Origin of the sequence: Shewanella sp. UCD-FRSSP16_17, from assembly GCF_001675935.1 — a bacterium.
GTDB lineage: Bacteria > Pseudomonadota > Gammaproteobacteria > Enterobacterales > Shewanellaceae > Shewanella > Shewanella japonica.
Genome location: NZ_LZFV01000006.1, coordinates 1 through 25,101 on the forward strand (window position 1 = coordinate 1; position 25,101 = coordinate 25,101).

20 protein-coding genes and 3 tRNA genes are annotated in these 25,101 nt (G+C 42.4%); 8 read left to right on the forward strand and 15 right to left on the reverse strand.

Translation table 11 applies throughout. The annotated features are described in order from the left end of the window. Nucleotides 1-270 precede the first annotated feature (270 nt). The 4 genes from A9267_RS08455 to A9267_RS08470 all read left to right on the forward strand — a co-directional run bounded on the left by A9267_RS08455 (nt 271) and on the right by A9267_RS08470 (nt 1,322). Nucleotides 271-347: transfer RNA gene (locus A9267_RS08455), tRNA-Met, on the forward strand. A gap of 107 nt (nt 348-454) precedes the next feature. Continuing rightward, nucleotides 455-539 (forward strand) — tRNA-Leu (locus tag A9267_RS08460). A gap of 57 nt (nt 540-596) precedes the next feature. Further along, nucleotides 597-671 (forward strand) — tRNA-Gln (locus tag A9267_RS08465). A 168-nt stretch (nt 672-839) separates the two neighbouring features. Continuing rightward, complete coding sequence (locus A9267_RS08470; RefSeq protein ID WP_065108906.1) at nt 840-1,322, forward strand: GNAT family N-acetyltransferase; 483 nt, start codon at nt 840-842, stop codon at nt 1,320-1,322. 49 nt (nt 1,323-1,371) lie between these two features. Here A9267_RS08470 and A9267_RS08475 read toward each other — a convergent pair whose 3' ends face one another. The 15 genes from A9267_RS08475 to A9267_RS08545 all read right to left on the reverse strand — a co-directional run bounded on the left by A9267_RS08475 (nt 1,372) and on the right by A9267_RS08545 (nt 17,808). Next, nucleotides 1,372-2,334 carry an AgmX/PglI C-terminal domain-containing protein gene (locus A9267_RS08475; RefSeq protein ID WP_082972295.1) on the reverse strand — a complete coding sequence of 321 codons (963 nt, stop codon included), beginning with the start codon at nt 2,332-2,334 and terminating at the stop codon, nt 1,372-1,374. Between the two features lies 1 nt (nt 2,335). Continuing rightward, nucleotides 2,336-2,866: an ExbD/TolR family protein gene (locus tag A9267_RS08480; RefSeq protein ID WP_065108907.1), complete on the reverse strand. Its 531-nt coding sequence runs from the start codon at nt 2,864-2,866 to the stop codon at nt 2,336-2,338. Further along, nucleotides 2,863-3,411 carry a biopolymer transporter ExbD gene (locus A9267_RS08485; protein ID WP_055025748.1) on the reverse strand — a complete coding sequence of 183 codons (549 nt, stop codon included), beginning with the start codon at nt 3,409-3,411 and terminating at the stop codon, nt 2,863-2,865. Before A9267_RS08485 ends, A9267_RS08480 begins: the two co-directional genes overlap by 4 nt. A 4-nt stretch (nt 3,412-3,415) precedes the next feature. After that, a complete protein-coding gene (locus A9267_RS08490) occupies nt 3,416-4,069 on the reverse strand; it encodes a MotA/TolQ/ExbB proton channel family protein (protein ID WP_055025747.1) in 654 nt (217 codons plus the stop codon). 102 nt (nt 4,070-4,171) lie between these two features. Then, entirely contained in the window at nt 4,172-4,516 is a 345-nt protein-coding gene (locus A9267_RS08495) for a hypothetical protein (RefSeq protein WP_065108908.1), read from the reverse strand. 1 nt (nt 4,517) lies between these two features. Next, nucleotides 4,518-5,303, reverse strand: coding sequence for a tetratricopeptide repeat protein (locus tag A9267_RS08500; protein WP_065108909.1), 786 nt, complete (start codon nt 5,301-5,303; stop codon nt 4,518-4,520). Then, the gene (locus tag A9267_RS08505; protein WP_065108910.1) at nt 5,278-8,619 is read right to left on the reverse strand and encodes a tetratricopeptide repeat protein; all 3,342 of its coding nucleotides are present in this window, start codon (nt 8,617-8,619) and stop codon (nt 5,278-5,280) included. The genes A9267_RS08500 and A9267_RS08505 overlap by 26 nt, the downstream gene beginning before the upstream one ends. Further along, nucleotides 8,606-10,927: a CDC27 family protein gene (locus tag A9267_RS08510; RefSeq protein ID WP_065108911.1), complete on the reverse strand. Its 2,322-nt coding sequence runs from the start codon at nt 10,925-10,927 to the stop codon at nt 8,606-8,608. Before A9267_RS08510 ends, A9267_RS08505 begins: the two co-directional genes overlap by 14 nt. 3 nt (nt 10,928-10,930) lie before the next feature. After that, a complete protein-coding gene (locus A9267_RS08515) occupies nt 10,931-11,491 on the reverse strand; it encodes an AraC family transcriptional regulator (RefSeq protein WP_065108912.1) in 561 nt (186 codons plus the stop codon). 36 nt (nt 11,492-11,527) lie between these two features. Beyond that, the gene (locus tag A9267_RS08520; protein WP_231919061.1) at nt 11,528-12,685 is read right to left on the reverse strand and encodes a DUF3570 domain-containing protein; all 1,158 of its coding nucleotides are present in this window, start codon (nt 12,683-12,685) and stop codon (nt 11,528-11,530) included. Further along, complete coding sequence (locus A9267_RS08525) at nt 12,672-12,920, reverse strand: DUF4266 domain-containing protein (protein WP_055025741.1); 249 nt, start codon at nt 12,918-12,920, stop codon at nt 12,672-12,674. Before A9267_RS08525 ends, A9267_RS08520 begins: the two co-directional genes overlap by 14 nt. Before the next feature lie 4 nt (nt 12,921-12,924). Beyond that, nucleotides 12,925-13,428 carry a TlpA family protein disulfide reductase gene (locus A9267_RS08530; RefSeq protein ID WP_065108914.1) on the reverse strand — a complete coding sequence of 168 codons (504 nt, stop codon included), beginning with the start codon at nt 13,426-13,428 and terminating at the stop codon, nt 12,925-12,927. 93 nt (nt 13,429-13,521) lie between these two features. After that, nucleotides 13,522-14,193, reverse strand: coding sequence for an outer membrane beta-barrel domain-containing protein (locus A9267_RS08535; RefSeq protein WP_082972299.1), 672 nt, complete (start codon nt 14,191-14,193; stop codon nt 13,522-13,524). Between the two features lie 38 nt (nt 14,194-14,231). Next, the gene (locus tag A9267_RS08540) at nt 14,232-15,044 is read right to left on the reverse strand and encodes an SH3 domain-containing protein (RefSeq protein WP_065108916.1); all 813 of its coding nucleotides are present in this window, start codon (nt 15,042-15,044) and stop codon (nt 14,232-14,234) included. Between the two features lie 52 nt (nt 15,045-15,096). Next, nucleotides 15,097-17,808, reverse strand: a complete 2,712-nt coding sequence (locus tag A9267_RS08545) for a hypothetical protein (RefSeq protein ID WP_082972301.1) — start codon at nt 17,806-17,808, stop codon at nt 15,097-15,099. Nucleotides 17,809-18,061: 253 nt separating this feature from the next. Between A9267_RS08545 and A9267_RS08550 the strand changes: the two genes are divergently transcribed. The 4 genes from A9267_RS08550 to A9267_RS08565 all read left to right on the forward strand — a co-directional run bounded on the left by A9267_RS08550 (nt 18,062) and on the right by A9267_RS08565 (nt 25,074). Then, nucleotides 18,062-19,333: a hypothetical protein gene (locus A9267_RS08550; RefSeq protein WP_055025736.1), complete on the forward strand. Its 1,272-nt coding sequence runs from the start codon at nt 18,062-18,064 to the stop codon at nt 19,331-19,333. Nucleotides 19,334-19,335: 2 nt separating this feature from the next. Beyond that, nucleotides 19,336-21,780, forward strand: coding sequence for a LamG domain-containing protein (locus A9267_RS08555; protein ID WP_231919062.1), 2,445 nt, complete (start codon nt 19,336-19,338; stop codon nt 21,778-21,780). A gap of 101 nt (nt 21,781-21,881) precedes the next feature. Beyond that, on the forward strand, nt 21,882-23,459 hold the full coding sequence (locus tag A9267_RS08560) for a general secretion pathway protein GspF (RefSeq protein ID WP_065108917.1): 1,578 nt from the start codon (nt 21,882-21,884) through the stop codon (nt 23,457-23,459). 967 nt (nt 23,460-24,426) lie between these two features. Then, nucleotides 24,427-25,074, forward strand: a complete 648-nt coding sequence (locus tag A9267_RS08565; RefSeq protein ID WP_065108918.1) for a hypothetical protein — start codon at nt 24,427-24,429, stop codon at nt 25,072-25,074. Nucleotides 25,075-25,101 lie beyond the last annotated feature (27 nt).

Below are 25,101 nucleotides of genomic sequence, written 5' to 3' on the forward strand. Positions count from 1 at the left end.
TATAAAAGCGATTTTCAAACTATAATAGTGTGAAGATTGTTTAAAAAAGGTATAAAAGCGATTTTCAAACTATAATAGTGTGAAGATTGTTTAAAAAAGGGATTGAGGTTAACTTTACTAAGATATTTTGTCGATTTGACGCTCAGTTTGGTGAACTTATAGCCGAACAACAACAATTGATGAAAATAGCTAAAAAAAGCAGTTGACCTCGATACCCTGAATAAGCATAATACGCCCCGTCCTCACGACGAGGGCAAGAAAGAATAAAGTGGCAATGTAGCTCAGCTGGTTAGAGCACAGCACTCATAATGCTGGGGTCGCAGGTTCAAGTCCCGCCATTGCTACCATATTTAAAAGGTAGAGTAGAGGGAAACCCTAAACTACTTAGTTAGAAAAGAGCAAGAAACAGCGTTTACTCATGATATAAATGAGTTTACTCTGGTAAAAATTTGATGCGGGAGTGGTGGAATTGGTAGACACGCCAGATTTAGGTTCTGGTGCCGCAAGGTGTGAGAGTTCAAGTCTCTCCTCCCGTACCATCAAATTTTCTTCAATATGTACATCTTCCTCGTTTAAGAGTGACATATCCAAGTTTTTGGGATATCGCCAAGTGGTAAGGCACCGGGTTTTGATCTCGGCATCCCCAGGTTCGAATCCTGGTATCCCAGCCATATTTAACCTTACGGTTAGAGCAAAAGCCCGTCTTATGACGGGCTTTTTGTTGCCTGAAATTTAGTATCAGCGTTATGCTTGAAGCACTCTAGCGCTTAACAATGGCGCTTTGATTATTCAGAACCCTAACGGCGTTTGTTATTAGCGAGCTATCTTTAGAGAATGTGATGCAGATAAACAAGATTGAACCATCAATGTGGCAAGCGATTTTTGAGTTACAGTGTCAGGTCTATACTGAGATTGAGCCAGAAAGTTTGCAGGTGTTAAGAGGTAAGTGGCTACATTCGCCTCACTGCTGTTTTGTACTGCAAGATAAAGCGGATAACATCCTTGCTTACTTGCTCGCTCACGAATGGCACGATGAAATGCCTCCTAAGCTTTATCAGCCTCTTTTAAATGAAAATAAAGGGGATAGACTGTTCTTACATGATTTAGTAGTTTCTAAAGCACTTAAAGGCAAAGGCGCTGGTAAAAAAATGGTAACCGAGTTAATTGATATTGCTAAAGCTGGTCATTACCAACACATTCAATTAGTCGCGATTCAACATTCAGTGCCATTTTGGCAGAAAATGGGCTTTAGCATTGATGTAAATAATGTCGCCAGTGAGACTTATGGCGACAATGCACAAGTGATGGGGCTAACCCTATAAAAAAATACGGCCTATWGGCCGTATTTTTGTTTGTCGTTAATGCGATTAACTAGCTGGGTAAGAAGTCGATGGCCCAAATTGTCGTCATGGTCGCTACATCCTCAGCAGGAAAGCTGATTGAACGTAAAACAACCTTTAATTGGCGTTCTAATTTCGGGTTATTTAATTGGCTCGATTGAATATCGACACGACTAATGCTGCCGTTTGGTTGAATTTCAATTTCGAACATGACTTTACCTTTAAGAAAAGGATCTTTTCTCAAAGCACGGTTATACAGTGCATACAATCGTGCCTTGTTTGCCTCAAGGGTACGCCTTAACGCCGCTTCAGAACGCTGACCTGCAGTACTTGCTTCACGATCAATTTCTGCATTCGCCCCTGCAACTGCTAATACCTCTTCTTCAGCTAACCGTATTTGCTGGGTATTTTTAGTGCTAATCGCATCAGATACCACGGTTTGCTGCACGGTCGAAGTCGATAAGCTTTCACTTTGTGTATTAGCCGCTGCGGCAAGTAACTTGCGTTTTACTTTCACTTCTTGGGCTTGGTTTTGCTCAAGGTTACTTTGCGCTGCAGGTTTAACATCAAAAGCTTCACGCATCGAAAAAAGCTCATCTTTCATGGCTGCAAGGCCTGACTTTTGTGCTTTCTCTTTTGCTGCCTCTCGAGTTGTTGGTTGCACCTTTGGTGGTTCTTCCACTTTCTCGACAGGTTTTTCTTCGAGTTTTTCTGGTTCGGGTTCTGGGATAGGTTCCTCTTTTGGCTTTTCAGGTACTGGAAGTTGTTTTTCTTTCAGCATGATTTTGGCCAGTTGAGGTGGCAATTGCTCTTTGACTTCCCTTGGCACTTCCACTTGTTCTAAAAAAGGGACACCAATACCAAAGATGACATAAACCACCAGTAACAAAATTAAGATTTGTTTGAATAATCTATCTTGTCTACTCGGTTTAAACATATCACCGATATCAGAAAAGCTATTATCACTGCTATGAGTAAGGCTTGCTGTGGTCATATTAGCCCTCACTCTGTGTTTTACTGGCTTGTCGCTCAACAGCGAGTGACATATTGCGATAGCCTGTTTCAGCACATGCAGCCATAATTTGTTTCAACACCAGGTAAGGCGTTTCAGAGCCTCCTATGATGGTGACCGCTCGTCCTTTTTCCTTTTCGGACTCTGTCAATTCAACACGCTTGCTGGCTTGATAGGTCAGTTCTGTGGTGATAGCGGTAATAAATTGCGCATTTTCTTGTTCGCTAAAATTGGGTTTATCGTCAGAGTTTTGCCACACTGCACGCTCTTGAATGAGCACAGTGTCTGGCAATACAGTGATCACCAGGTTCTCAACAGGCAGTTCTTCGGCAATCGATACTGGCAATTTTATCTTTTCGATATTTTGCAATACCCGCACTTCTGATTGGTTCACAATCAAAAAGAAAACCAAGATTGTGAAAATATCCATTAATGCGACAAGATTAAGTTTACCGCCAGCTTTAAAGCGTTTGTGGTGCTTTGCAAGACGCTTAGCTCTTGAAGATTGCTTCATGGCTGGCCTCCTGCGGTTGTACTGCTTGCACTTTGCTCAAGGCTATTTTCTGGGGCGTCGCCTAATGAAATAAGCGGAAATAATTCAGCATCCACTAAATTGGCGGCAACCACGGCTTTATAAGATCTAACGGTATCCATTGTCGTGACGATGGTTTGGTAATCGACATTGGGCTCAAGCAACAACACGATATCTCTTTTCTCAATGGCTTGTTGTTGAAATGTCAGCTTCAAATCTTGTAAATATACCGATAATGCCTTGAAGTCATAGCCTTCGTCAGTTATTTCAAAACGTTTAAGTAAAATACCCGCAGGGTAGTTAAGGGTTAAGTGATTCGAGGTGATCACCAGCTCAAGTACCTTAGGTTCTTGATCTTCATCAGCTTGCTGAGATTCTGCAGACACAGGTAGTTGCAGATTTAAAATCCGCACTTGTGAAAACACTAAACTAAGCAGCAATACTGGCACTAACACGATCATCAAGTTCATAAACGAAGTGATATCGAGTTCAGCGTCTTCGGTATTGGGGCGACGACGGCGTCTCATAGTATTAGCCTCGATCAGAATCCGTATGCTTATTAAATGACAAAGAGTTAAGTAACTTAATGCCTGCCATTTCAATTGAATCTACAATCGTTGCTGTTTTCGTTTGCAGGGTTGAGTGGAATAAAATCAATGGGATAGCTGTGATCAAGCCAAATGCTGTGGTGTTCATTGCAACTGAGATACTTGATGATAATAGATTGGCTTTTTCTGCTGGATCGGCACTTGCCACAGCAGAAAATGCCGCGATTAGGCCCATAATGGTACCGAGAAGACCGAGTAAGGTGGCGATATTGGCTAACGTTGCAATGAATGGTGTGCGCTTTTCTAGCCTCAACATGTATTCCATGATGGTTTCTTCCATCGCATATTCCACATCTTCACGACGATCAGCTTGAGAGATACGAACAATCCCTGATTGGAGGACGTCAAATACTGGCGCTTTATTGTTTTGTGCATGTTGGCTGATGGTTGCAACGTCGCCTTTTTTTAATGCTTCTTTAATCAGTGCAAAGGCTTTTTGATTAGTGCGATGTGCTGAACTTAAATATAACCAGCGTTCAATCGTGATCGCTAAACCTACCACGAGCACTAATGCGATAGGGTAAATGAATGGGCCGCCATTTTGTAAAAATGCAATGATATGGTCGGTAAAACTCATGATATTTTCCTTTTTATTGAGTTGAACGAATAGTTCTTATTAACTCGTCCTAATTGTTTTGAATCGTTAGTTACGTGTTTTCGGGTAAATTTTAATTATTGATTAATCGTTATTGGTCTTACTCTTGTTAAGGCTGAACTCTCTTACTTGTTGCTGAAACTGCTTCGGATGTATCGGGTTAAATTCAGGTAAGGTGACTTGCATGTCAGTATCCTGAATCGAAACAGGATTTGTAATCCCTTGCCAAGGCATGATGTAGAGAACTTTGGGTTGCTCTTGCGTGCCGGTCACCTTGGTTTCAATCAGTACGGGGTTATTGGGCGAGCTAGCAGGTTCGGCCGCATGTGTTTGAATTGCTGATAGGCAAAAAATACAAAACAATCCACCATTACGCAGCATTGAGCTGATAAAACGCTTGAGTGTTGCTGAAGGAATAAATGCCGACATATTAACTTTCTCCTTCAGGCAAGGTTAAGCCTGCACGCTGAATTTTAATTTCTAAGCCTGCCAACCAACGTTGAGCAAGTTGATCATCTGGTTTTAAGCGTAAATAAGATTGGTAATAGTGGCGAGCATCTAGCAATTTGCCTCTATAAAGCTCCAGTAAAACCGCAAGATTAACTTGCGCTTCTGGGTAATTAGGCCAAATTTCAAGTGCCGTTAAGTAACCTTGTTCAGCTTGTTCAAACTTGCCTTGGGTTTTGGCAATGTTGGCTTTGATTTGATGGGCATAAGGGTTAGTTGGGTTGGCACTAATGGCATTGGCTAAATGTCCGTTAGCTTTATCTAACTGGTTTTGATTGAGGGCAATAATAGCTTGGTTAACATAGGCACCTGACAGTTGTGGTTCTGCGTTAATGATTACAGAAAACATCGCATCCGCTTGTTGCCATTCCTGTTGCTTCATTAACGCTATCGCCTGCTGATATTGCTCTAATACAGAGGTTGGAACGTTTGCTAGCTTTTGCTTAGCCTCTGCTTCATAAGCATTCACTTGGCTTGTTGCTGAGCTTGTTTGTAATGATGACTCTATCGATGCTTGGGCACCATTTGTGGTGTCTACCAGCTCAACTAATGCTGCCGAATCACTTTCTAACTCAGTGATGTTGTCGTTTTGGCTTTCTGCAACTTGGGTGTTGCTACATCCTTGTATTAAAGCAAAAAAGATCAACCACAGACTTTTTCTAGTCATACAAATAAGCGGCGCTTTAATGAATCGCTTCAATAACATCATGAGTTACCTCCGGTTTGTTATATAAGGCGGGGGATAATTCAGTGAGTGTGGCAAAGCTTTTACCTACCCATTGGTCGTATATATTTTGCCAAGCACGTTGCGAGTTACTGATGTGGATCTCAATCGCTTTTTCTTCAAATGGGTAGGCCAATTCTTCTAACAAGATTTCATATTCTTCTAGTGCCAGTTCATCTAAATCTGATGGGCGCTCAGAGTCCATAACATCGGCCGCCAGTTGACGATACATCTCTGCAAGTTCATAAGTGGCTTGGGGAACATATTGTGCTTGCTGGAAATCTAATACTTGCTGGTAATAGTTAATAGCAAGTTTCATTTCATCTTGTTTACGTTTTAACGTCTTGTTGAGCGGTGCTGTGAGCTTAATGGTTTTAAATGTTTGCTGATGAGCTTTGGCAAGCGAAATTGCAGCAATGGAAGCGATAACGACCTCACGATTGCCAATAGCTAAAGCTTGATGGCGCTGTTTTTTGTCGGCGCTGAGAATTTGGCGATACCAATAGTATTCTTTGTTCGGTTCATTGGATACTTGATAAAACCCACTCATTTTTAGGCGAACTTCTTGGGCTAAATCAAACGGCTCAGGGTAAGTTCTAGCGTAGGTTCTGAAGGTTAAACGGGCTTTTTCCGTATTGCCTGCCTTTAGGTAATACTCTGCAGCTGTGTACTGGGCTTCACGTTTTAATTCTGTTGAGGGCTGATTAGCAACGATAATCAGCAACTGCTCTGCGGCAAGCTCCCATTCTTCTAATGCTTCGTAAGATTGCGCCAATTTAGCGGGGATCGTGGCGCTAAATTCATGGTTTGGATATCGCTGCTGAAAGGGCACTAAGACCTCAATAGCTTGTTGCCATTTTTGTTGGGAAAGCAAAATATTGGCAGCCTCAAACTGGCCGTTTATCGCATATTGTGACTCTGGCACTCTTGTACTGATCCGTTTCAAATCCATCACGGCTAAAGCTGGGTTTTCAGCCTTATTGGCTTGGGCTTGAAAGTAGATACTGGATGCCAATAAATTGCGCATTTCTGTTTTGGCTTTATGCTGCTGTGGCTTTAGATTTGTGCTGGCATTGAGGTAATTCAGGGCGATGTCGTAAGCCGATTCAGCCTGAATATAGTGTGATAGTTGGTACAAACTATGGGCATACAGTTGGCTGACAACTTGTACTTGTGTTAATGCAACACTTGATAAGGCTTGCCCGTGACGCAAGTGATTACTGACTTGCGAGTTATCGTAACGAATAAGCCTGCTCTCTGGCTCGTTTCCTGCTTGTTGATTTACCGCTAGCGCAGCATGCTCACTTTCTTCGCTGTCATTTTTGTTGCTGGTATTGCTATTGGTATTACTATTGTTATTTGCCTGATTAATCACTTTGTGGCGCAGTAATACAAATTGACTGAACTGGATTAAATCATCAAATTGCTTGGCGTTAAATGCATACTGTGCGCCATCGGTAGCAAGCTCTAACGCGCGTTTATCAAGTGGGTGGTTGGCAATAAATAGCTTATCTAAGCGGGTTCGCTCCGAGATGATGGATTGTCTTTTTGACTGACTTATTGGTGTTATTTCAGCGCCTTTTACCACTGACTCATCATGTTGTGACAATATGGCTCGGATGGTCAACGTGGTCGCAAATGCCGCTTTTTGCTGTAAGGCAAGTTGCTCTGCAGATGGCGCGAGCGCATCTTTTTGTGCATAAGCGATAGCCTCATAACTGATTAAGGCTTGTTTAAATTGCTGCGCTTCATAGTTTGCATCAGCAAATAGATACTCGTCACCGTGAATAGGTTTGGTCAGTAAAGATTGAGCTTGTGGCAACTTAGCAAGTTGTAAGTAAACACTTAAAGCACTTGCAGCGGTTTTAAATCCATCTATGCGAGCTTGCCCTGGTGGAAGTTGTTGTGCACTGGCATACAGGCGACGACTGTGCTCGTCACTGAAGGCTAATAAATGCGGTAACACTTCTTGCTGCTGTGCTGTATTAGCATGAGTCCAAAATTGACTAGATAAGCCATATTGTTCAACGTACTGATTTTTAAGACGGTGCATCGAGGCGAACTTGCCTTGCTGTTGATATAAGTCCAGCAAAGCTAATGAGTAACGCGCAGCCCAAATGTTATTATTGTCAAGTTCAATATAAGTTTGATAAGTCAGCTCTGCGTCATGCTGTAGCTCTTTTTTAAGTAAAAATTTGGCCAAATTATCAAACAGTACATGTTGATATATCGTCAGGTAAGGGGATGACTTTTGTTGGTTTACCAAGTTAAGCAGTGAGCGAGATTGCTCTTGTTGAGACAATGAAATACTCAGTACGCGTTGCGCATCGATAGCCAGATTTTGGTAGCGGCTTGCTAACTTGTTAAATTCAAAACTGGTTTGGGTTAACTGTTCATTATCAGTACTAATTAATTCTTCATTTGCCGCAATGATGTTATCAAACACCTGCAAAAATCTAGCATCCGCTTCGGGTAATCGATTGAGCTTAAATAGCGCCCAACCCGACATGTAAATACTATTGATGAGATATTTATCATTGTCGTTTGCCGACTCTACTTGCTGATAAGCTTGAATCGCAGCAGGGTAATCTTGCAAGTTGTAATAAATCTCACCACGGCGGAAGTTGAGTTCTGCCCGATATTGAGTATTAGGGTAGCGAGTCAGTAATGACTCCATTTCGATCAAGCTTGCATCTATCTCACCCTGCACATCGAGTGCTTTCGCAAGTTGGTATTGCAAGTGTTCATTCTCGGCTCTATCCGGGTAACGGTTCAGCAATACTTGGTATTCTGCAATAAGCTTATCGAGCTGTTGATCATTGTGTTTTAGCTGAGTTAACGCCAGCTGCTCAACTTCTTGCGCTGACACGTCAGTCTGCTGACTGGCAACTTCATCAAAGGCTTCGCCAAACATTTGTTCTTCTAAATGTTCTGATTTGATTTGAACTAAGCGATATTCAACATGAGTTCGCACTTCTGGATCTGGCTCTAACGTCAGTAGTTGCTGGTAAATTAATGCTAACTTCGCTTTTCGCTGAGCTTGGCTTAATTGCTGTTTTTCATAGTTTACTTGAGGCTGGCTATTGGCTAAATCTGTCAATGTTGGTCGCTGTTGTTTGCTTGACGTTGGCGACTCATCGGTTAGCTGGCAACCCGCTAGACTGATTAACACTAAGCAACTTACCAATCGAGATACACCAAAGCGTTTAGGAAGCGTTAAGGCCATATTGCTACCAAGGCTTGAAACATTGCTAGTGTCAGAGTTGCTGGCTTGTAAAGCGAGTGGGTTAGTGCGCTGCATAATGCTTCTCCACTTGCTCGAAATGAGCAGTCAATGAACTCAATGGGGAATGCTCCTGTTGGGGCATGAGCTTAGTTGTGTTCAAGTTATCAGAGGTAATCGCATTGCTCGGTGTTATATCTTGCTGGCTCATTCTTTCCAGTACCGCTGCCATTTCATGGCGTGAAGTCAGCAGTAACTGCGTTAGCTGTTGACGTTGATTTTGGGTAAATAGGCGCAGTTTTTGTTGAATCGTTAGCTGTGTTTTGTGACTTGCTTGCTTGATGTCACGCGTAATATCTTCGATTTGTTTGGCTAAATTCTGCTGACGGATAACATACTCAGTGGCGCCTTGTTGAGATTGCGAGACTGATTTAAAACGAACATATTGAGCGTTTAATGCTTGTAATTGGGTGTCGATGTCTTTTAATAGTTTTTTGTGTTGCCATAAACGTGGAATAAAAGATTGTTGCAGCTGCCAATTCAGCGCACCTTCTACTCGTGTTAGTCGGAGTAAATCATCTTCTGTGTCACGTGTTGAGGCAATGTTAGCAAGTGCTTGTTTGCTTGATTCAATCCGCTGTAACCATGCTTGTTCGGTACTATTGGCAAACAGTTGCATTTGCTGGAAGGTAATTTCATCGACAGGAACATCGACAGCTTGGATTTGTTTGCTAAGTTGCTGCTTGCGTTCGGTTAGTTGGCTAATTAGGTTTTCATAATCGCTTAATTGCTGTTGAGCTAACCTTTTTTCTCTACGCTGCTTATTTAAATCGATAGTCTCAGCGAGCCAGTCACTTTTACGTTGTTGCTGAGTAAGGTTCTGTTCCAATAGGGATAAACTGGCTAATGTCGTAAAGTCATTTTTCAATGCATTGTCTGTTAGCGCTTTTTCAAGCCAAGGCTGCTTTTCGAGTGTTTCAGGACTTAATCCTTGCGGGGTTAATGCGGTTTGCATTATTTGGCTTGTGTTAAAGCGAGTTTCTAGTGCTGCTTCAAAAGCGTCTAATTGTGCTAATTGTTCAAGATAAAGTGTTTCTGCTTCTTGGTAGCTTGTTAGACTTTGTTCAAGGCTTTGTTGCTCACGAACCTGAGCGGCCAGTAATATTGCCGATTGCCAACCCATTAAAGAATAAGGATATTGGCGTTTTAGTAGATCCAATAGCGCTAATGAAATGGGATATTGCTGCAATTGCTGTGCTGAAAATGCATATAAAAATAACGCTGATTCGGTATAAGGACTCTGTTGGGGAAAGTCTTTTAATTGTGTAAATGCTGCTTGATATTGGCCTTGTTTGACATACGTCTGCGCTAATAATAGTTGCGCATAATCATTGATCGCTTGTTGCTGTACTTGCTGATCAGATTCTTGGTCTGTAACGCTTTTTTGGTTGTTTTCGTTATTTTCAGCTGTCATTGGAGCGGTAAGTTCTGAAGGCGTTTTTTCAGTGAACAAGCTTTGCCAAAAGCCCGTTTCAGTTTCAGCCAAAGGCATATTTTTTATTGTAATGAGCAGGGTTTCAGCTTGTTGGTACTGCTTTTGTTCAATGAAATGCAGTGCTTGGTTTAGCATAACGTAAGCCGATAACGATGAAGAAGCTAACTGGTTATCAGCTGGGTTATCGTGATTGATAGAAGCTGATGCATTAACACCACCCGCAATCTTTGCCATTATGGCAGGCTCGTTAGGCCAATAAGCCAGTTGGTTAAGAATATGGTATTGCTCAATATAGCTGTTAGGGACTTGGCTAATACGCTGCAACGTTTGCTGCGCTTGGTATGGCTGACCTTGCTCTATTTGCTGCTCTGATAATTGCAATAATGCAACTAACTTGAGTTCAGCGGGTGAAGTATTTTTTTGAGACTGAGAAGACGTTTGATTGGCTTGGTTTTTGTTGCCAGTTAACGCTTGCTCAATTGCCAATGTTTGCTCAAATGAGGATAAGGTCCTAGTCGCTTTTTGATGAAGACCAACTGATACTTGTAGCCCAGCTTCAAACAATTGACTTTTAGCAGTATCGGCATCAAATCGTTGTCGGTTAATGCTGACTTGCCTTAACGCTGCTTGATAATCGCCTTCAAAGTAGTAATACAAGGCTTGGCGATAAAGTTTATTGCGCAGRACTTGGTTTGCTTGAGTCGTGACTTCAGTATTAGCAGTGGTCACAGTGCTTACTTCAGTTGCTGAAACACTGTTGCTGCAGCCAATAGCGAATGTCATCAGACACAGTAGCGACAAAAACTTCGTTTTAGCTGGTTTATCTCGCTCTGGATGACGATATTGTTTACTAATATCGGCGGCTTGGGTTCGTTGAAGCACTGGTATCATCTGTTATAAAACCCATTCTTCAACGCTAACATCAGCTCGGTAACTTGATTCGCTGTCTTCAAGCTTTAATTCAACCATGATGGTTTCATCTGTCTTTTCAAAAGGGTGGTTGACTGCTCTTTGTATCGTGCGTCCTTCTGCATCAATGCCGGTGAATATTGCTGTTAATTGATGCTGGCCAGTTTTTAAATTGCCCATATATAGTTTTTGAATGCCGCCTTTTTCAAGCGCGCGGCGCTGACGCTGGGTATATAAAAATCCAGCCACATCTTGGTTATTTATTTTTAGCTCGACGCTATCTAAGGTAAAAAAACGTCCAACATCCACAGAGACAAAGACTGCTATTTGCGTGCTGGCAGGGAAAAGTAAATCTTCTTCTAAAATAAACAAATCACGATTGAGTTGAATGACCTGGCTTTTAATATCTTCAAGTTCGCTACCAATGCTGCTTTGCGCTTGTGTGGCATCAGCCGCGACGACTGGCGATACTGAGATACATAAGCTCAAAAAGAGCGCGTACAGTGCTCGTTGAGATAAGCTGAAAAATTGTTGTGTTCGTTTCATATTATTGCCTTGGACGTAGCGTTGAATTGCGTACTACTAAAAATAAATACTGTAAAAAGCACGAATGACATTGGCTGAAAAGCTATAGAATGGCTCATTACCGACACCACCTTCAGCGGTAGGATCTCTGAAGTTGCTATAGTCAAAGGTAATGTAATCCCATTGCAGGCTGGCCTCTGAGCGGTTATCTCCAAAGGACAGGCTTTCAGGCATCAAATAAGTCACGCCTAAACCTAAGGTTAAGTCATTAAAATCACTAAGCTCTTTATCTCGAGCGAGATAATTCTGGGCATCTTGATAAGGGAACAGATCACTATAAAACTCAGCTTGAGTTTGTTGGTAATAGCGCACTTTAAACTCCAGCTCTAAGTAGTCACCAATCGGGTGACGATAGCCAAGCTCCACATCATTGGCATTGATTTCCCAGCTATCATTAAAGTATCGGTAGTGAAAAAATAGCGCTGCACGATAGGGAAGAAAGTAACTGGCTGACAATTTACTCGAAAAGGAGTTACGGGTTTCAGGGTACACTTCGGATTGATAGCCTACCCCTGAAGGGCTGGTAGTATCGATAAAACGTACTGTTCTATATGGGTTATTAAGGTAGCCTTCATCGGCAATTGCTTCAAAATTAAGTTGTGCTGTTAAGTTACGGGTTAAAATCTGACTGATGCCCGCACGAATTCGATATTGTTGGCTTTGCTCTTCAAATAGGTCATCGCCGTTTCGGCGAATTTCATTGTCACCGTATGACACACCGAGACTAAGATTGGTTAAGTCGCCAAAGGTATCTTGTGAAACGTTAATACTAAAAGACTGGGCAAGGTAATCGTCTTCGTCACTTTGCCTAGCATTAAACGTCATCAGGGTTTTGTCATTAAGGTATTCAACACCAATTTGACCTTCATGACGTTTTTCAGTGTAAGGGCTAGCAGTACTGAGTACATCCACTGACGCAGAAGAAATACTATCTAGATAATAATAACCTGTGAACGCTAATGACTCGGACGCCTTCTTTCGCAGCAGCACAGAAGGACCGTCAATTTTCATCCCGCCGCCTTCGTAACTATGATAAAGCGCATCGGCTCTATCTGGCTCTAAAACAGCCGCCCATGATAAAGGGACATTTATGCTAACGAGCAGCAATGTGATTAGCTTACATACTGTAAGGTTCATTATTCTAGTTACAGCCACAACCACCGCCTCCCGTACCTTCAGCGCCTCTTGCTGATTCACGCGCTTCAAGCACATGAGCTACATGCATATTGGCAATTGGGTGTCGACCAAAACGCATAATAGGGTCGGCTAAGTTTTGGCGCTCGTAAGGTTTTACCCAAGGCTCGATATCAAGACTAGAGCAAGCTGAGAGCGTTAATAATGAGCTTAATCCTGCACTTAACATGATGAGCTTTGTCATAGAAGACTTCATAGCGTTACTCTCTGATTAGTTTCTTGATAGCTGCGGCGTACTTTTTCTCATAGCCGTCTTGATAACCTAAGAAGACGTATCGTACGACACCATCACGATCGACCATCACAGTGGTTGGCATAGCTTTCACGTCATAGGTTTCTGAAAGGGAGTTAGTTTCATCAAAAAAGATAGCAAAGCTTAAATCTAAATCTGCTAGGAATTCTTTACCGGCTTGGTTTTCTTGCTCGACATTAATCCCCCAAACTGCGACACCTAAGTCTTGGTACTTATCTTGTAATTTTTGCAGTACGGGCATTTCTTTACGGCAAGGTCCACACCAAGATGCCCAGAAGTTAATTAAGATAATATTGCCACGCTGCTCAGACAGCTTTTGGTTTTCGCCTTGCATATTTTTAAGGGTAAAATCTGGCGCAACTTGCCCGGTTGTCACCGCATTTGCTTGCGCGGTAAGTCCTAGCGTCGCAGCCAATACTAAGCTTTTAAGGCTTTGATTTAATTTAAACATTAATAATCCTTTATTGTTTTTATTCTGTCTTTCACTGCCTGTTATTGTTTGTTACTCAGTTGCTTATTGCGCTATGTAAACAATAACCTCAGGTTAAAAGTAAACGGCTATGCCGGTTGCAAAGGTCAAGTTATGAGTCGTTTTACTTGAGCCAGTGATTTGGGTGTCAAAAATGTAGTCACTCATGGCCAGATCCCAAGCAACCCAATCAGTTAAAAATACTCGATAGTTAGCAGTTAAGTTGACAGTAAACTGTTCATCACCAGCAAACTCAGTGCTGCCGCCACCTAATTCAAATGAAAAGACACTGTTGAACACTAAGTCTTCACTGAAAAAGATTTCGCCAGGTAAAAAGTTATACCCAATATTCAGCCCGTAATAGCGCATTTCACGTTCTTCATCTGTCAACAGTGGGGCTGTATTAGCTAGCTTTTCAAAACTGGTATCACCGCCTTCAGCTATGGCGTAACGTGCTTTGACATAAAAGTGTTCACTGATGTGGTAACCTAAATGTGCACTAATCCAAGGGCTATTTTCGAAGTCTTCAATCGACATTAAGCCGCCTTGTAAACCGACCTCGAAATTTTCGGTATCTAATACATCGTCCAACACTTCACGACGCTCAACATCGGCTTTAACACCAACACTGTTTGGGTTTTCTTGAGCTAAGGCTCCAGCGCTAAAACTGAGCCCTAGTGCCAGCAAGCAATAAGTGAATCGGCTTTTCACAGCGGTTTTAGCACGGCTTGTTATTGTTGTTTTCATTGCTACCTTCATGACGACTTTGGTGTTAATTAATATGTTTAGAAAAATACGCTAAAACCGAGTTGCCAAGATTGCAGTTGCTCATTTTCATCTCGGTCGGTTAATGCCAGAGAAAACTTATATTCAGCCCGTAAAATAAAGTTACGGCCTAAGTGATATTTAAGGCCTGCTGCCGCACTCATTAAGGTGTTTTCACGTGATTGTGAATCTGCAATAACACTGTGAGGGCTAGTATTGATAATGCCACCGCCAACACCAATATATGGACTTACTACCCATTCAGGAAAAGGATGGCTAATTAACATGGCTTCGAATAAATCACTGTCAGATATACTGCCAAGTGCTTTACCAGCTGATATTTCAGCGCTAAATACAGGGGTAAATACATAGCCGAGTTGGATGGTGTAAAGGTTTGCACCTTCAAAATCGCCGTACATTACCCCGGCTTCCCAATCTCGATTAAGGTATGCATCAGTCCCAAGCTGAGTTTGTTCAACTGCTTGTCCATGTTGACTAAAACCGAACAAATCATCTTCGTGAAACCAACCTTCAACCCCACGTTTGTCACGCACTTTTATCCAAGCCGTTCGCTTGATTAACACGGTCACTTTTTCACTTTGTTCTACCACATGCACTACAGGGTAGCCTGCGCTTGGGCCTGAATGTAGCTCGATAAAAGGCACGTCTATGGTCAATGTTGCTGCTGTATTTGTGTCTTGGTATGAATCGACTGTGGTGTCACGTTCAGGAATGGAAGTTGGCTCAGCCGCAAGGGCATAACAAGGAAGCATCATTGCCATAGACAATAATATTGGGCTTAACCACTTCATGGTAAATGGATAATTAAACATGGTTTCCTTGTTGTAACATCATCATTCCTTTATGTKCTGTTGTCAGTGTTTACTACCCTTGTGTATAAAAAGGGGTGTTGTAATACTGCGCCCCAATATCTATCCACTCAGCGATTAATTTAAGTTCGTCGGCAGACAGCATGTTTTGATGAGTGACATCATTCATGGTGTCAAAAAAGTTGCTGCTAGCGCTTGCGCCGTTAGTTGACATGATGGCTGGCACATTTACTGTCGTCATAACCGGAATTGGGTTACCTTCAGCATCAAGAATAAGCTCACCTTCGCTATCAACTTGATAGACAATATTGCCATCAGCGTCGAGAACCACGACTAAACGATCGACGATAATGCCATCAATGTCTTCCTGTTCGACATCATTGAAAAACAACTCTCGATAGCTAGTAAAATGTGCTGGTTGGTCAGTGGACGGCGTTGCTACTAATTCAAGCTGCCCAGCTGGTACTTGGGCAAGGTTATTGTCGTCAACAATGCTATGGCAGCTAGTGCAGGTGTTATCAGCAAGAACTGCTAAAGTCGTTTCATCTATTGCAAGGCGCTGCAAATCCCACAATGGCTGTATATGTTCTTCATAGTTAATCTGAATTCGGCAATAAGCATTCCAATTGTTAAAGCACTCACTACCATTTGGCGCTGGTGTAGCAAGGTTTTGGTAGGAATAATCTGTACTGGGATTAACCGTAGATAATGCAGGGTTGGTCCAGCGATCTTCGTAGGTTAAGTTAGCCGATAACTCGGCGATACCATTAACCATCGCATCAGCTTGAGCCATGGTTTGCCCTTGAGTGGGAATGATGTTTTGTGTGGCGTTTGTAAAAGCTGCCCCGCCCGTTGCTCCGGGGTTAATTGATTCAGCTTGCGCATCATAACGGCCGTGGGGTAATTGACTGTTTGCAGTATGACAGCCTTTACATTGCAGTGTTTCACCCGGCTTTAAACTAATCCATTGGCTATGACGCCCACCAATACGTTGACCAGATGCATCCAATACGCTGATAGCCAAAGGAACATTCGCTGGGACTTTAATTTTTACAGAGCCATCAGGTTGTATTGGCGTGTAACCAATAATTTCACGCATTAGCTGATTGCGACTACGACCAAAATCTGTATTAGGAATATCTCTGACTTCATCCGATGGCATAGGCACGCCACGAACCACTTTTAAAAAACGTGCAGGTAGCTCAGTTGCACGTGTTTGGGTTGGATCGCTGAGTTTGCTAATCCCGCCTAAATTGGCACTACTGTCTTGACCGTCAAAGTCATACACACTGCGAATATCAATGGCTGCTGCCAGCTCTTCGTGTAGTTGCGCATCAAGTTCATTGCCGATCACTTTATTGGCTATAAATGTTTTTGGCTGTGAACTCGGTTGCATGACTAAGGCTTCAGTAATCACTTTTCCTTCTTCACTATCAGCGACTAATTGCTGAGTTCCATCGGCATCATTTAATAGCCAAAGCTCGTACAAGGGATCGGCAAGTTCTAGTGTGGGATCCAATAACTGTTCATCAGTTAGCTGCCCGCAAGCACGAATTTGCTCTTCAATCACGACCCGACATAAATCCCAACTTAATAAATAGCGCTGACTATTATCAGGTAGTGGCGTTAAATGGGTTAATCGTCCAGAAGGAGAAAGGTTATCTGAGAAGTTAAAGTTAAACTCGAAACTGAATGCTAAATCGTTAATGGCACTATCGTTAGCAGCAGACGCAAAGGTTGGCTGTTGGTTATCAGTAAACTCGTCGATATTAATCACCACAGGGCGCTTTTGGTAGCTGGTTTCGTCTTGTGAAGAAAGTAAAAGTAAGATCTCACCATTCGGCAGCTGTTGTGGTTTAACAAATTCGATGAGTTCATCTTGCTGATCGAAGGCTATTTGATGTGAATGCCAGCCAAACATCAACTGATTATCGGTGCCATCAGGGTTCATTTCATACAGGTTTATGCCCTTATTGCCGCCCATATTATCCCAGCGACTGTACAAAATTTTACCGCTTTGCAGCACTAATGGGTGTGTGTCGTGGCTTAAATTAAAACTCAATTGCTCTATACCGCTACCATCGGCATTCATCACATGAATATTGAAGGTTTCATTATCTCGGCTTTCATCTAGAGCGGTGTACTGGGGCTTACCTTCATCTAATAAAATCGCTCTAGATAAACGCTGGCGAGTCGAAGCAAAAATGATGCGGCCGTCAGGTAAAAACGATGCCATGAGATCGTCACCTTGCTCAGCAGTGGTATCGCTGACAATCACTCGTTCAAGAGTTTGTGTTGCAAGTTGATAACGCCAAATATTCCAACTCGGTTGGTCCATTTCATCCGCATCTTCAATTTCAGGCGCTCGAATTGACACTAAAAATTGTTGGCCATCATCTGAAACTGACAAATCTCGAATATCAATAGCCTGAATGGTGTCAGCAGGTGCATCTTCTGGCAGTAAATCAGCAAATAACTGGGCTGATATGTTAGTCACAGGGGAGTCGCTAAAGGCATTTCGTTTGACGAAAAGCTGCGCGCCGGGATTAAACTGAGCGGGGTGACGAGAATCAAAACTGGCAGGTTGAGCACCTTCATCGCCGTCTAAAGCGATAAGATCACGCTGAATATAAATAACAGGGTATTCAACTAAAACAGGATCAGCTTGCTCATCCTTAATGGCTGTATCGGTATTACATCCTGTAAGATAAAAGAAGGCCAGAATGATATAGACGCACTTCCCTGCATAGCCCCAAATTGGCCTCATTTATTACCCTTAATACGCAATTGTTATTATTGTTATTGTTACATAGTAAAAATGTAATAATTCTTGACATTATTGCCGCCTAGTCTCAGTGTTTCAATACTTTTTAGCAAAAATTATTTTGCCAAGTAAAAAATAAAGTTAACAAAATAAAAACAACAAGCTTTATGATTTTAGAATACTCGATCATTGTCTGCGTTTTTATCTTATTGCTACTAAAGCAATTGTTAGCTAAGAACAATGACAAGGAGACAGTATGAAGTTGCAACTTTATACGCTTAAAAGTCGGCATTTTTTGAATGGAATTGATGTATCCCAGCTTAAAGTTCAACAAGGTATTACTCTGCTTTTGTTGTCATGCTTGACTATTTTTTCAGCAAACACCTCTGCTGGTACATTAGAGCAAGCCAAACAGTTACATGACAGAATCGCTGGTGTCCCAGCATCAGAGCAAACACTCAATGAGATGTCTGTATTGCTCAGTGACAGTAAGCCAATCGAAGCGGCTTATTTAGCAATGGAAAACCCCGCTTTTTATTCGACTACGCTTAAATTATTTGCCACTCCATGGACCAATATTGATCAAGACAGCTTTGCACCATTAAATGATTACAGCGCTACTGTGATTGGTGCGGTTCGAGATGATGTGGATTTTAGGCAGTTACTTCAAGCTGATATGGTTTATGTAGGCGATAACAGTCTAAACCTTCCCGCTTATAGCACCCGTGATAATGCTCATTATCAGGCACTTGAAGATCAATTTATTGATTTAAAGTCAGGCCTAGAGCGAACCACTCAATCCAGTGTTAACGGCTTACCTAGCGATGCAACAGCTGGAGTGCTTACAAGTCGCGCCGCGGCAAAAGCATTTTTCTATTTAGGCACTAACAGAGCGATGGTGCGGTTTACCTTGATGAATCACCTTTGTACTGATTTAGAGCCTTTAAAAGATAATACTCGCTCACCTGACAGAATTCGCCAAGATGTGAGCCGCAGCCCTGGTGGTGATAGCCGGTTATTTATCAATAATTGTTTGGCTTGCCATAGTGGAATGGATCCCCTTGCTCAAGGGTTTGCATATTATCAATATGACTTTGATGTTGAGAGCGACCCTGATGGTGATAGTGGGGCAATTACCTATAACCAAAGCGGTCAAATAGATCCTGACACTGGCACCAGAGTACAGGGGAAATACCATATTAACTCCACCAGTTTCCCCTATGGTTACGTGACAGAAGACGATGAATGGCAAAATTATTGGCGTGAAGGTGTTAACCAAAAGCTTGGGTGGGACGAATCACTCAATGGTAAAGGTTTTGGGGCTAAATCATTAGGCCAAGAGTTTGCTAACAGCCAAGCATTTGCCCAATGCCAAGTTAAAAAAGTATTTAAAACCGTATGTTTAAGAGATGCAGAGTCAACTGAAGACATTAATCAGATTGCTGCTACAACTGCATCTTTTCAACAAAACTCATATCAACTCAAGCGTGTGTTTGCTGAAGTTGGCAATTATTGTATGGGAGAATAACGGTGATATTACCTCATAAAACCCTAACCTTACTCTCTGCTATTTGTTTGCTATTAACTTTGTCCGCTTGTGGTGGGGGAGATGTCGAAAGCAATCCACCTCAACAGCAAGATCCTGGCTCTGATGTCTACACAGGTCCTGCGCCCGCTACAGAAGACATTCAAAAATATAAAGTGTCGCTGTGGGATAATATTTCAGGGCAAAATCGATGCGGAGCATGTCATACCGAAGGTAATCAAGCGCCGTATTTCGCTAGTCGAGAAAACGTCAATGACGCGTACGCTGCGACTAACCCATTAGTAGACTTAACAGATCCTGCGGCATCTCGTTTAGTTGAAAAAGTCGCTGGTGGTCATAATTGCTGGTTAGACAGTGATAGTGCCTGTGGTGAAACCATGACTTCATGGATCAAGCTGTGGGCTGATGAGCGAGTCAGCAGCGCCAATACCATCGAGCTGACATCCCCAGTCATACGAGAACCTGGAGCCAGTAAAAGCTTTCCCGGTGATAGCGGCTTATTTAGTCAGCATGTCTATCCTATCGTAAGCCAGTATTGCAGTGACTGTCATAATGAATCAGCAACGTTTGCCCAGTCGCCATTTTTTGCCAGCAATGACATTAATCAAGCTTATGAATCAGCCAAAAATGTCATCAATATTGATGAGCCAACCCAATCACGTTTAGTGGTTCGTTTGGGTAGCGAGTTTCATAATTGCTGGACTAACTGTCAGGAAAACAGCAATGAAATGCTTGCTGGGATTACAGCAATGAGTGATGCCATTGAAGTCGATGAAATTTCACCAGATATGGTGGTATCAAAGTCATTACGTTTAACCGACGGTATTACCGCATCCAGTGGCGGTCGTTTTGAAACTGATGTGATTGCGCTTTATCAATTTAAGACGGGTGAAGGTGCCATTGCTTATGACACATCGGGCATAGCACCAGAAGCAAATTTATCACTAACAGGTGATGTTGAGTGGCTAGGTAGCTGGGGATTATCTTTTACTAACGGCAAAGCGCAAGCCAGTACCGCTAATAGTAAGAAACTGCATGACCTTATTACCTCAACGGGTGAGTTTTCTATCGAAGCTTGGGTGACTCCAAACAATGTTACTCAAGAAGGCCCAGCAAGAATCGTCACCTATTCTGCAGGTGATGATGCGCGTAACTTCACGTTAGGTCAGACACAATATAACTATGACTTTATGTTGCGCACAGAGAGCTCAACAGTAAACGGTGAGCCTGCGTTAAGTACGCCTGATGCTGATGAAGTGCTACAAGCAACATTGCAGCATGTGGTACTGACCTACAATGCAATTCAAGGGCGACGTATTTATGTTAATGGCAACCTTATTGACGCCGTTGACGAAGATATTGCGCCGCTTGCATCATGGGATGACAGCTTTGCATTAATACTAGGTCGTGAAGCCTCAAACCAACATGTATGGCAAGGGGATATTCGTTTATTAGCGATTTATAACCGTGTACTCGAGCAAGAACAAATTAGCCAAAACTACGATGTTGGAGTTGGTGAGAAATTTTTCTTACTGTTTTCAGTCAGTCATTTAATTGATTTACCCGAAACCTACGTCATGTTCGAAGTCAGTCAATTTGATAATTATAGCTACTTATTTACTGGTGCATCACTGGTGAATATTAATGGCACGCCTGTGGCGGACAACTTTGATATGCGCGGGATCCGCCTTGGCATTAACGGCAAAGAAAGCGCTCAGGGCCAGGCATACTCCAATGTCGATTTAACCATAGACAGTGGTCAAGAAATTGCTGAACCCATGCCAATTTCGGCACTCGGCACAATTATTGGCCTTGAAAAAGGTGCCAGCCAAGATGAGTTTTTCTTAACTTTCGAGCAAATCGGTGAGCACGAAAATGTTCGCGTACCGGGTGTTGTCATTACACCAGAAGAACTTCCAGCCAGCACAGAAACATCGCATATTGGTCTACGTAATTTTGCTGAAATTAACCATACCATGAGCGAATTAACCGGTGTGGCACAACAAAATACAAAAGTCTTTGATACCTATGAGTTAGTGAAGCGGCAACTGCCGAGTGTTGAAAATATTGATACCTTTATTTCAGCGCAGCAAATGGGGGTAACGCAACTGGCTATTGCCTATTGTGATGTTGCTATTGACGACAACACGATTCGCACGACTTGGTTTCCTGATGTCGACTTTAGCCTTGCACCTGCTGACGCATTAAATGCAGCGCAACGCCCAGCATTGCTTAATCCGCTCATTAATCAATTAATGCCGTTGAGTCTTGCAACCCAGCCAGATGCAATTGCTGTGTATGATGAACTGGACTCTTTGGTAAGCCACTTATCAGTTTGTGGTACAAACTGTAATGCGGAACGCACCCAAACGATTGCTAAAGCCTCTTGTGCTGCAGTGCTCGCTAGTGCTGTTATGTTGATTCAATAGGAGAGTAATAATGATAAAACAGCAACTGAATATTACTTCTCGTTCAAAATTGAAACTGGTCAATGTGGCAAGTGTATTAGCCTGTTCAAAAGGATTTCAACATGACTAAACCAAAGCATCTTCATCCGGACACGCCATTATTGTTTTCTGATCATCGCAAGCCGATGACGCGACGTGAGTTTATCTCAACAGGCTTAGCAAAAGGTGGCCAAGCGATAGCAGGCTTATCGTTAATGAGTATGTTTGCTAACCCAAACCAAGCTAATGCAGCATTGTCTTCTGACTTAGAAGCACTGCGGGACTCTTGCGGTATTAGTGTTCAAGGCGCAGGCAAAATTCCTTTTATTAGTTTTGACTTGGCTGGCGGCGCAAATATCGCAGGTTCAAATGTATTGGTAGGCGGTGCAGGCGGCCAGCAAGATTTCTTATCAACCGCTGGCTATAACAAACTGGGATTACCTGGTGATATGGCGCCATCAATTGCTAACCCTGATGTGGGCATGTCTGATTTTATTAATACGGACTTAGGTTTAGCATTTCATTCTGATTCTGCTTTTTTACGTGGCATTCTAGAAAAAGTCTCAGCAGATACGGCATCACGTATAAATGGTGCCGTTATCCCATGTCGCTCTGACAATGACACTGGTAATAACCCGCATAACCCAATGTATGCCATTGCTGCTGCTGGTGCGAATGGTTCACTGATGCCGTTGGTTGGCTCTCGCAGCACAGATTCTGGTGGCAACTCTATGGCGCCGAATAACTTTATTGATTTAAGTATGCGCCCGACTAAGATTGATCGTCCGTCAGATGTGACGGGCTTAGTCGATGTGGGGGACTTATTTAGCTTATTGTCTCAGCGCGATGCCGTCACTGTGATGGAAAGTATTCAGCGTATCAGTGCTCAGAAAATGGCTTCAGTGAATACTCAAGTCACCCGTGACGATGTGATTAAAGATTTAGTCAATTGTGGTTATGTAAAAAGTGCGGATTTAGCCGATAGATTTGGCGATCCTTCAACCTTAAACCCGGTACTTGATCCAGATATTGTTGGCCCTGCGGGCATATTCACGATTAACGAATTTGATTCTGAATCAGAGTTTCAAAAAACCGCATCGATTATGAAATTAGTCGTAAATGGTTTCTCTGGAGCGGGTACCGTTACCATGGGCGGCTTTGACTATCACACAGGTGAGCGTGGCACGGGAGAGCTTCGAGATTTACGCGCAGGCCGCTGTATGGGGGCATGTTTAGAGTACGCAGCCAGACGCAACCAACCATTGATGATGTATGTGTTCAGTGATGGCTCAGTTGCCAGTAACGGCCGCATTGATGAATCAATGGAAGGGCGAGGCAAGGGTGAATGGACAGGTGATAACTCATCAACAGGCGCTTCGTTCTTTTTAGTCTATAACCCTTCAGGTAAACCACAGTTGATGGGGGCTAATGCAGATCAAATGGCACAAAGTCAACAGATTGGTTTTATGCGCTCAGACGCCTCAGTGGATACCGCATCAGCACCATCGGCCAATAACGTTAACTTATTGGTTGATACTGTATTGCTTAACTACATGGCACTGCATGGTGAACAAGGTCAGTTTAATACAGTTGCGCCAAGACAAGGTTTGGGGAACAGCACAATGCTGGATTCACTGACAGCGTTTCAACCTATTGTTTGATTGAAGCCTAGGCTTATTTTGCTGGTTGAATTGAAAGGCTCAGAGGTTTTCCTCTGAGCTTTTTGTTTTTAAATTTGTTTTTAAATTTGTTTTTAAGTTTAAGTTTAAGTTTAAGTTTAAGTTAAAGGTAAAATCAGAATCAAAGTCGTGGCGCTTCGCCCACACCAGACTAAAAGGGAGTGAACTGCGACTCCCTCTTACTTTTTGCTAAGAGCTACGCCCCGCAGCTACGACGAAATTTAAACAGCAAAATATCCAACGGAAAATCATCCAGCTTCAAACTTCATTTTGAGCCCGCTTCAGCAAGCTACAAAAATGACTGACGCTTACGATGGGGCGTCTCTTCCCCTCGAAAGCTAGCCAGAATCTTAAGTGCAGGATGCACTAAATGCCTTAAAGCACATGGATGTGCGAGAAAGGCCCTGTCTGGACTCACGCGGTTTTTTACTTACTTTAATTTAATTGCAGTATTCATAGAAAATCAAAATCAGTTTAAAGCTTTAAATAATGGGTTATGCAACATCAAATGAACTTGCAGGCTCAATAATCTCCGTTGGAAGTGTCCGAATGCGTTGAGCTAATTTGCGTGATGTAGGCAGGACGCCGACATAGCCTCAGTGGAGCCATGGATGGCGAGTCTGAGGCGGTAGTAAATTCGCTCTATAGCATGAGGAGTAACACTTCGTCGGAGCGGCAAGGGATATCGAAAAGGGAAATGCTGTTGTTTCCCTTTCGTCTGGTGTGGGCGAAGCGCCACGACGTTGATCTTAATCCAAACGATGTCTGGAAATAAAGCAATCAAATAGCGCGTCATCGGAATCGAATGGTTCCAATTATAGATGCTCGTTTATCGAACTCAATTCTGATAGAGTTCATATTAATCAATAGCTTTGCATTAGTCAGGCTTAAATATTTGGTTTATTAAAGGTGCACGAGCACTATAAAATTTAGTAATACAAGGATGTGTATGAAGTTAATCGACTATTCTCAATATTCAATTGATGAGTTAATAGAGGTAAAAGGTAACATTGACCCTAAAAGTGAAAATTATGAGTCTTTGTTGAAAGAGTTGGCTAATAGAAAGGAAGAAGTTACAACTCATCAAGTCAAAGAAAAAGAGAAAGAGCTAAATATAGCTGAAAAAAGAGTGCAAATTATTGGCTACTTTCAAGTGATAGCAGCAGTTGCAATTACTGCAATCTATTTTTTGTCAGTATTTGATGGAACAGCTTCCCTATTAAGCACTCTGATTACGTTAGTTTTAGTTGCGCTAAATATTGTGGCGGGTATAACGGCAATCAAAGAAAAGTATAAGTACTATTGGGTTTCCATTTTCAATCAAGCTCTACAAGTTCCTAATATTGCTATTGGAACCATTTCTGCTAAATACTCAGGTCTTGGTGGAGCATATGTTTCAATCAATTTAGCACCTCAAGTTTCCCTTGGTGTTGATGCATCATTGAGTCCAGGTTTTGCTCTTTATCAATATACAGCCCCTATGCAATCACAATTTATCGCTATAGATATCCTAGCAATTATCTTTCTTGGTGCATTGATAACCGTTAGCGAAGTCAAAGGTACTACTGACACTAATGAGCCTCCAATTGAACAATAGTTGAGCTTGATTTATTTGGTTGTGGGG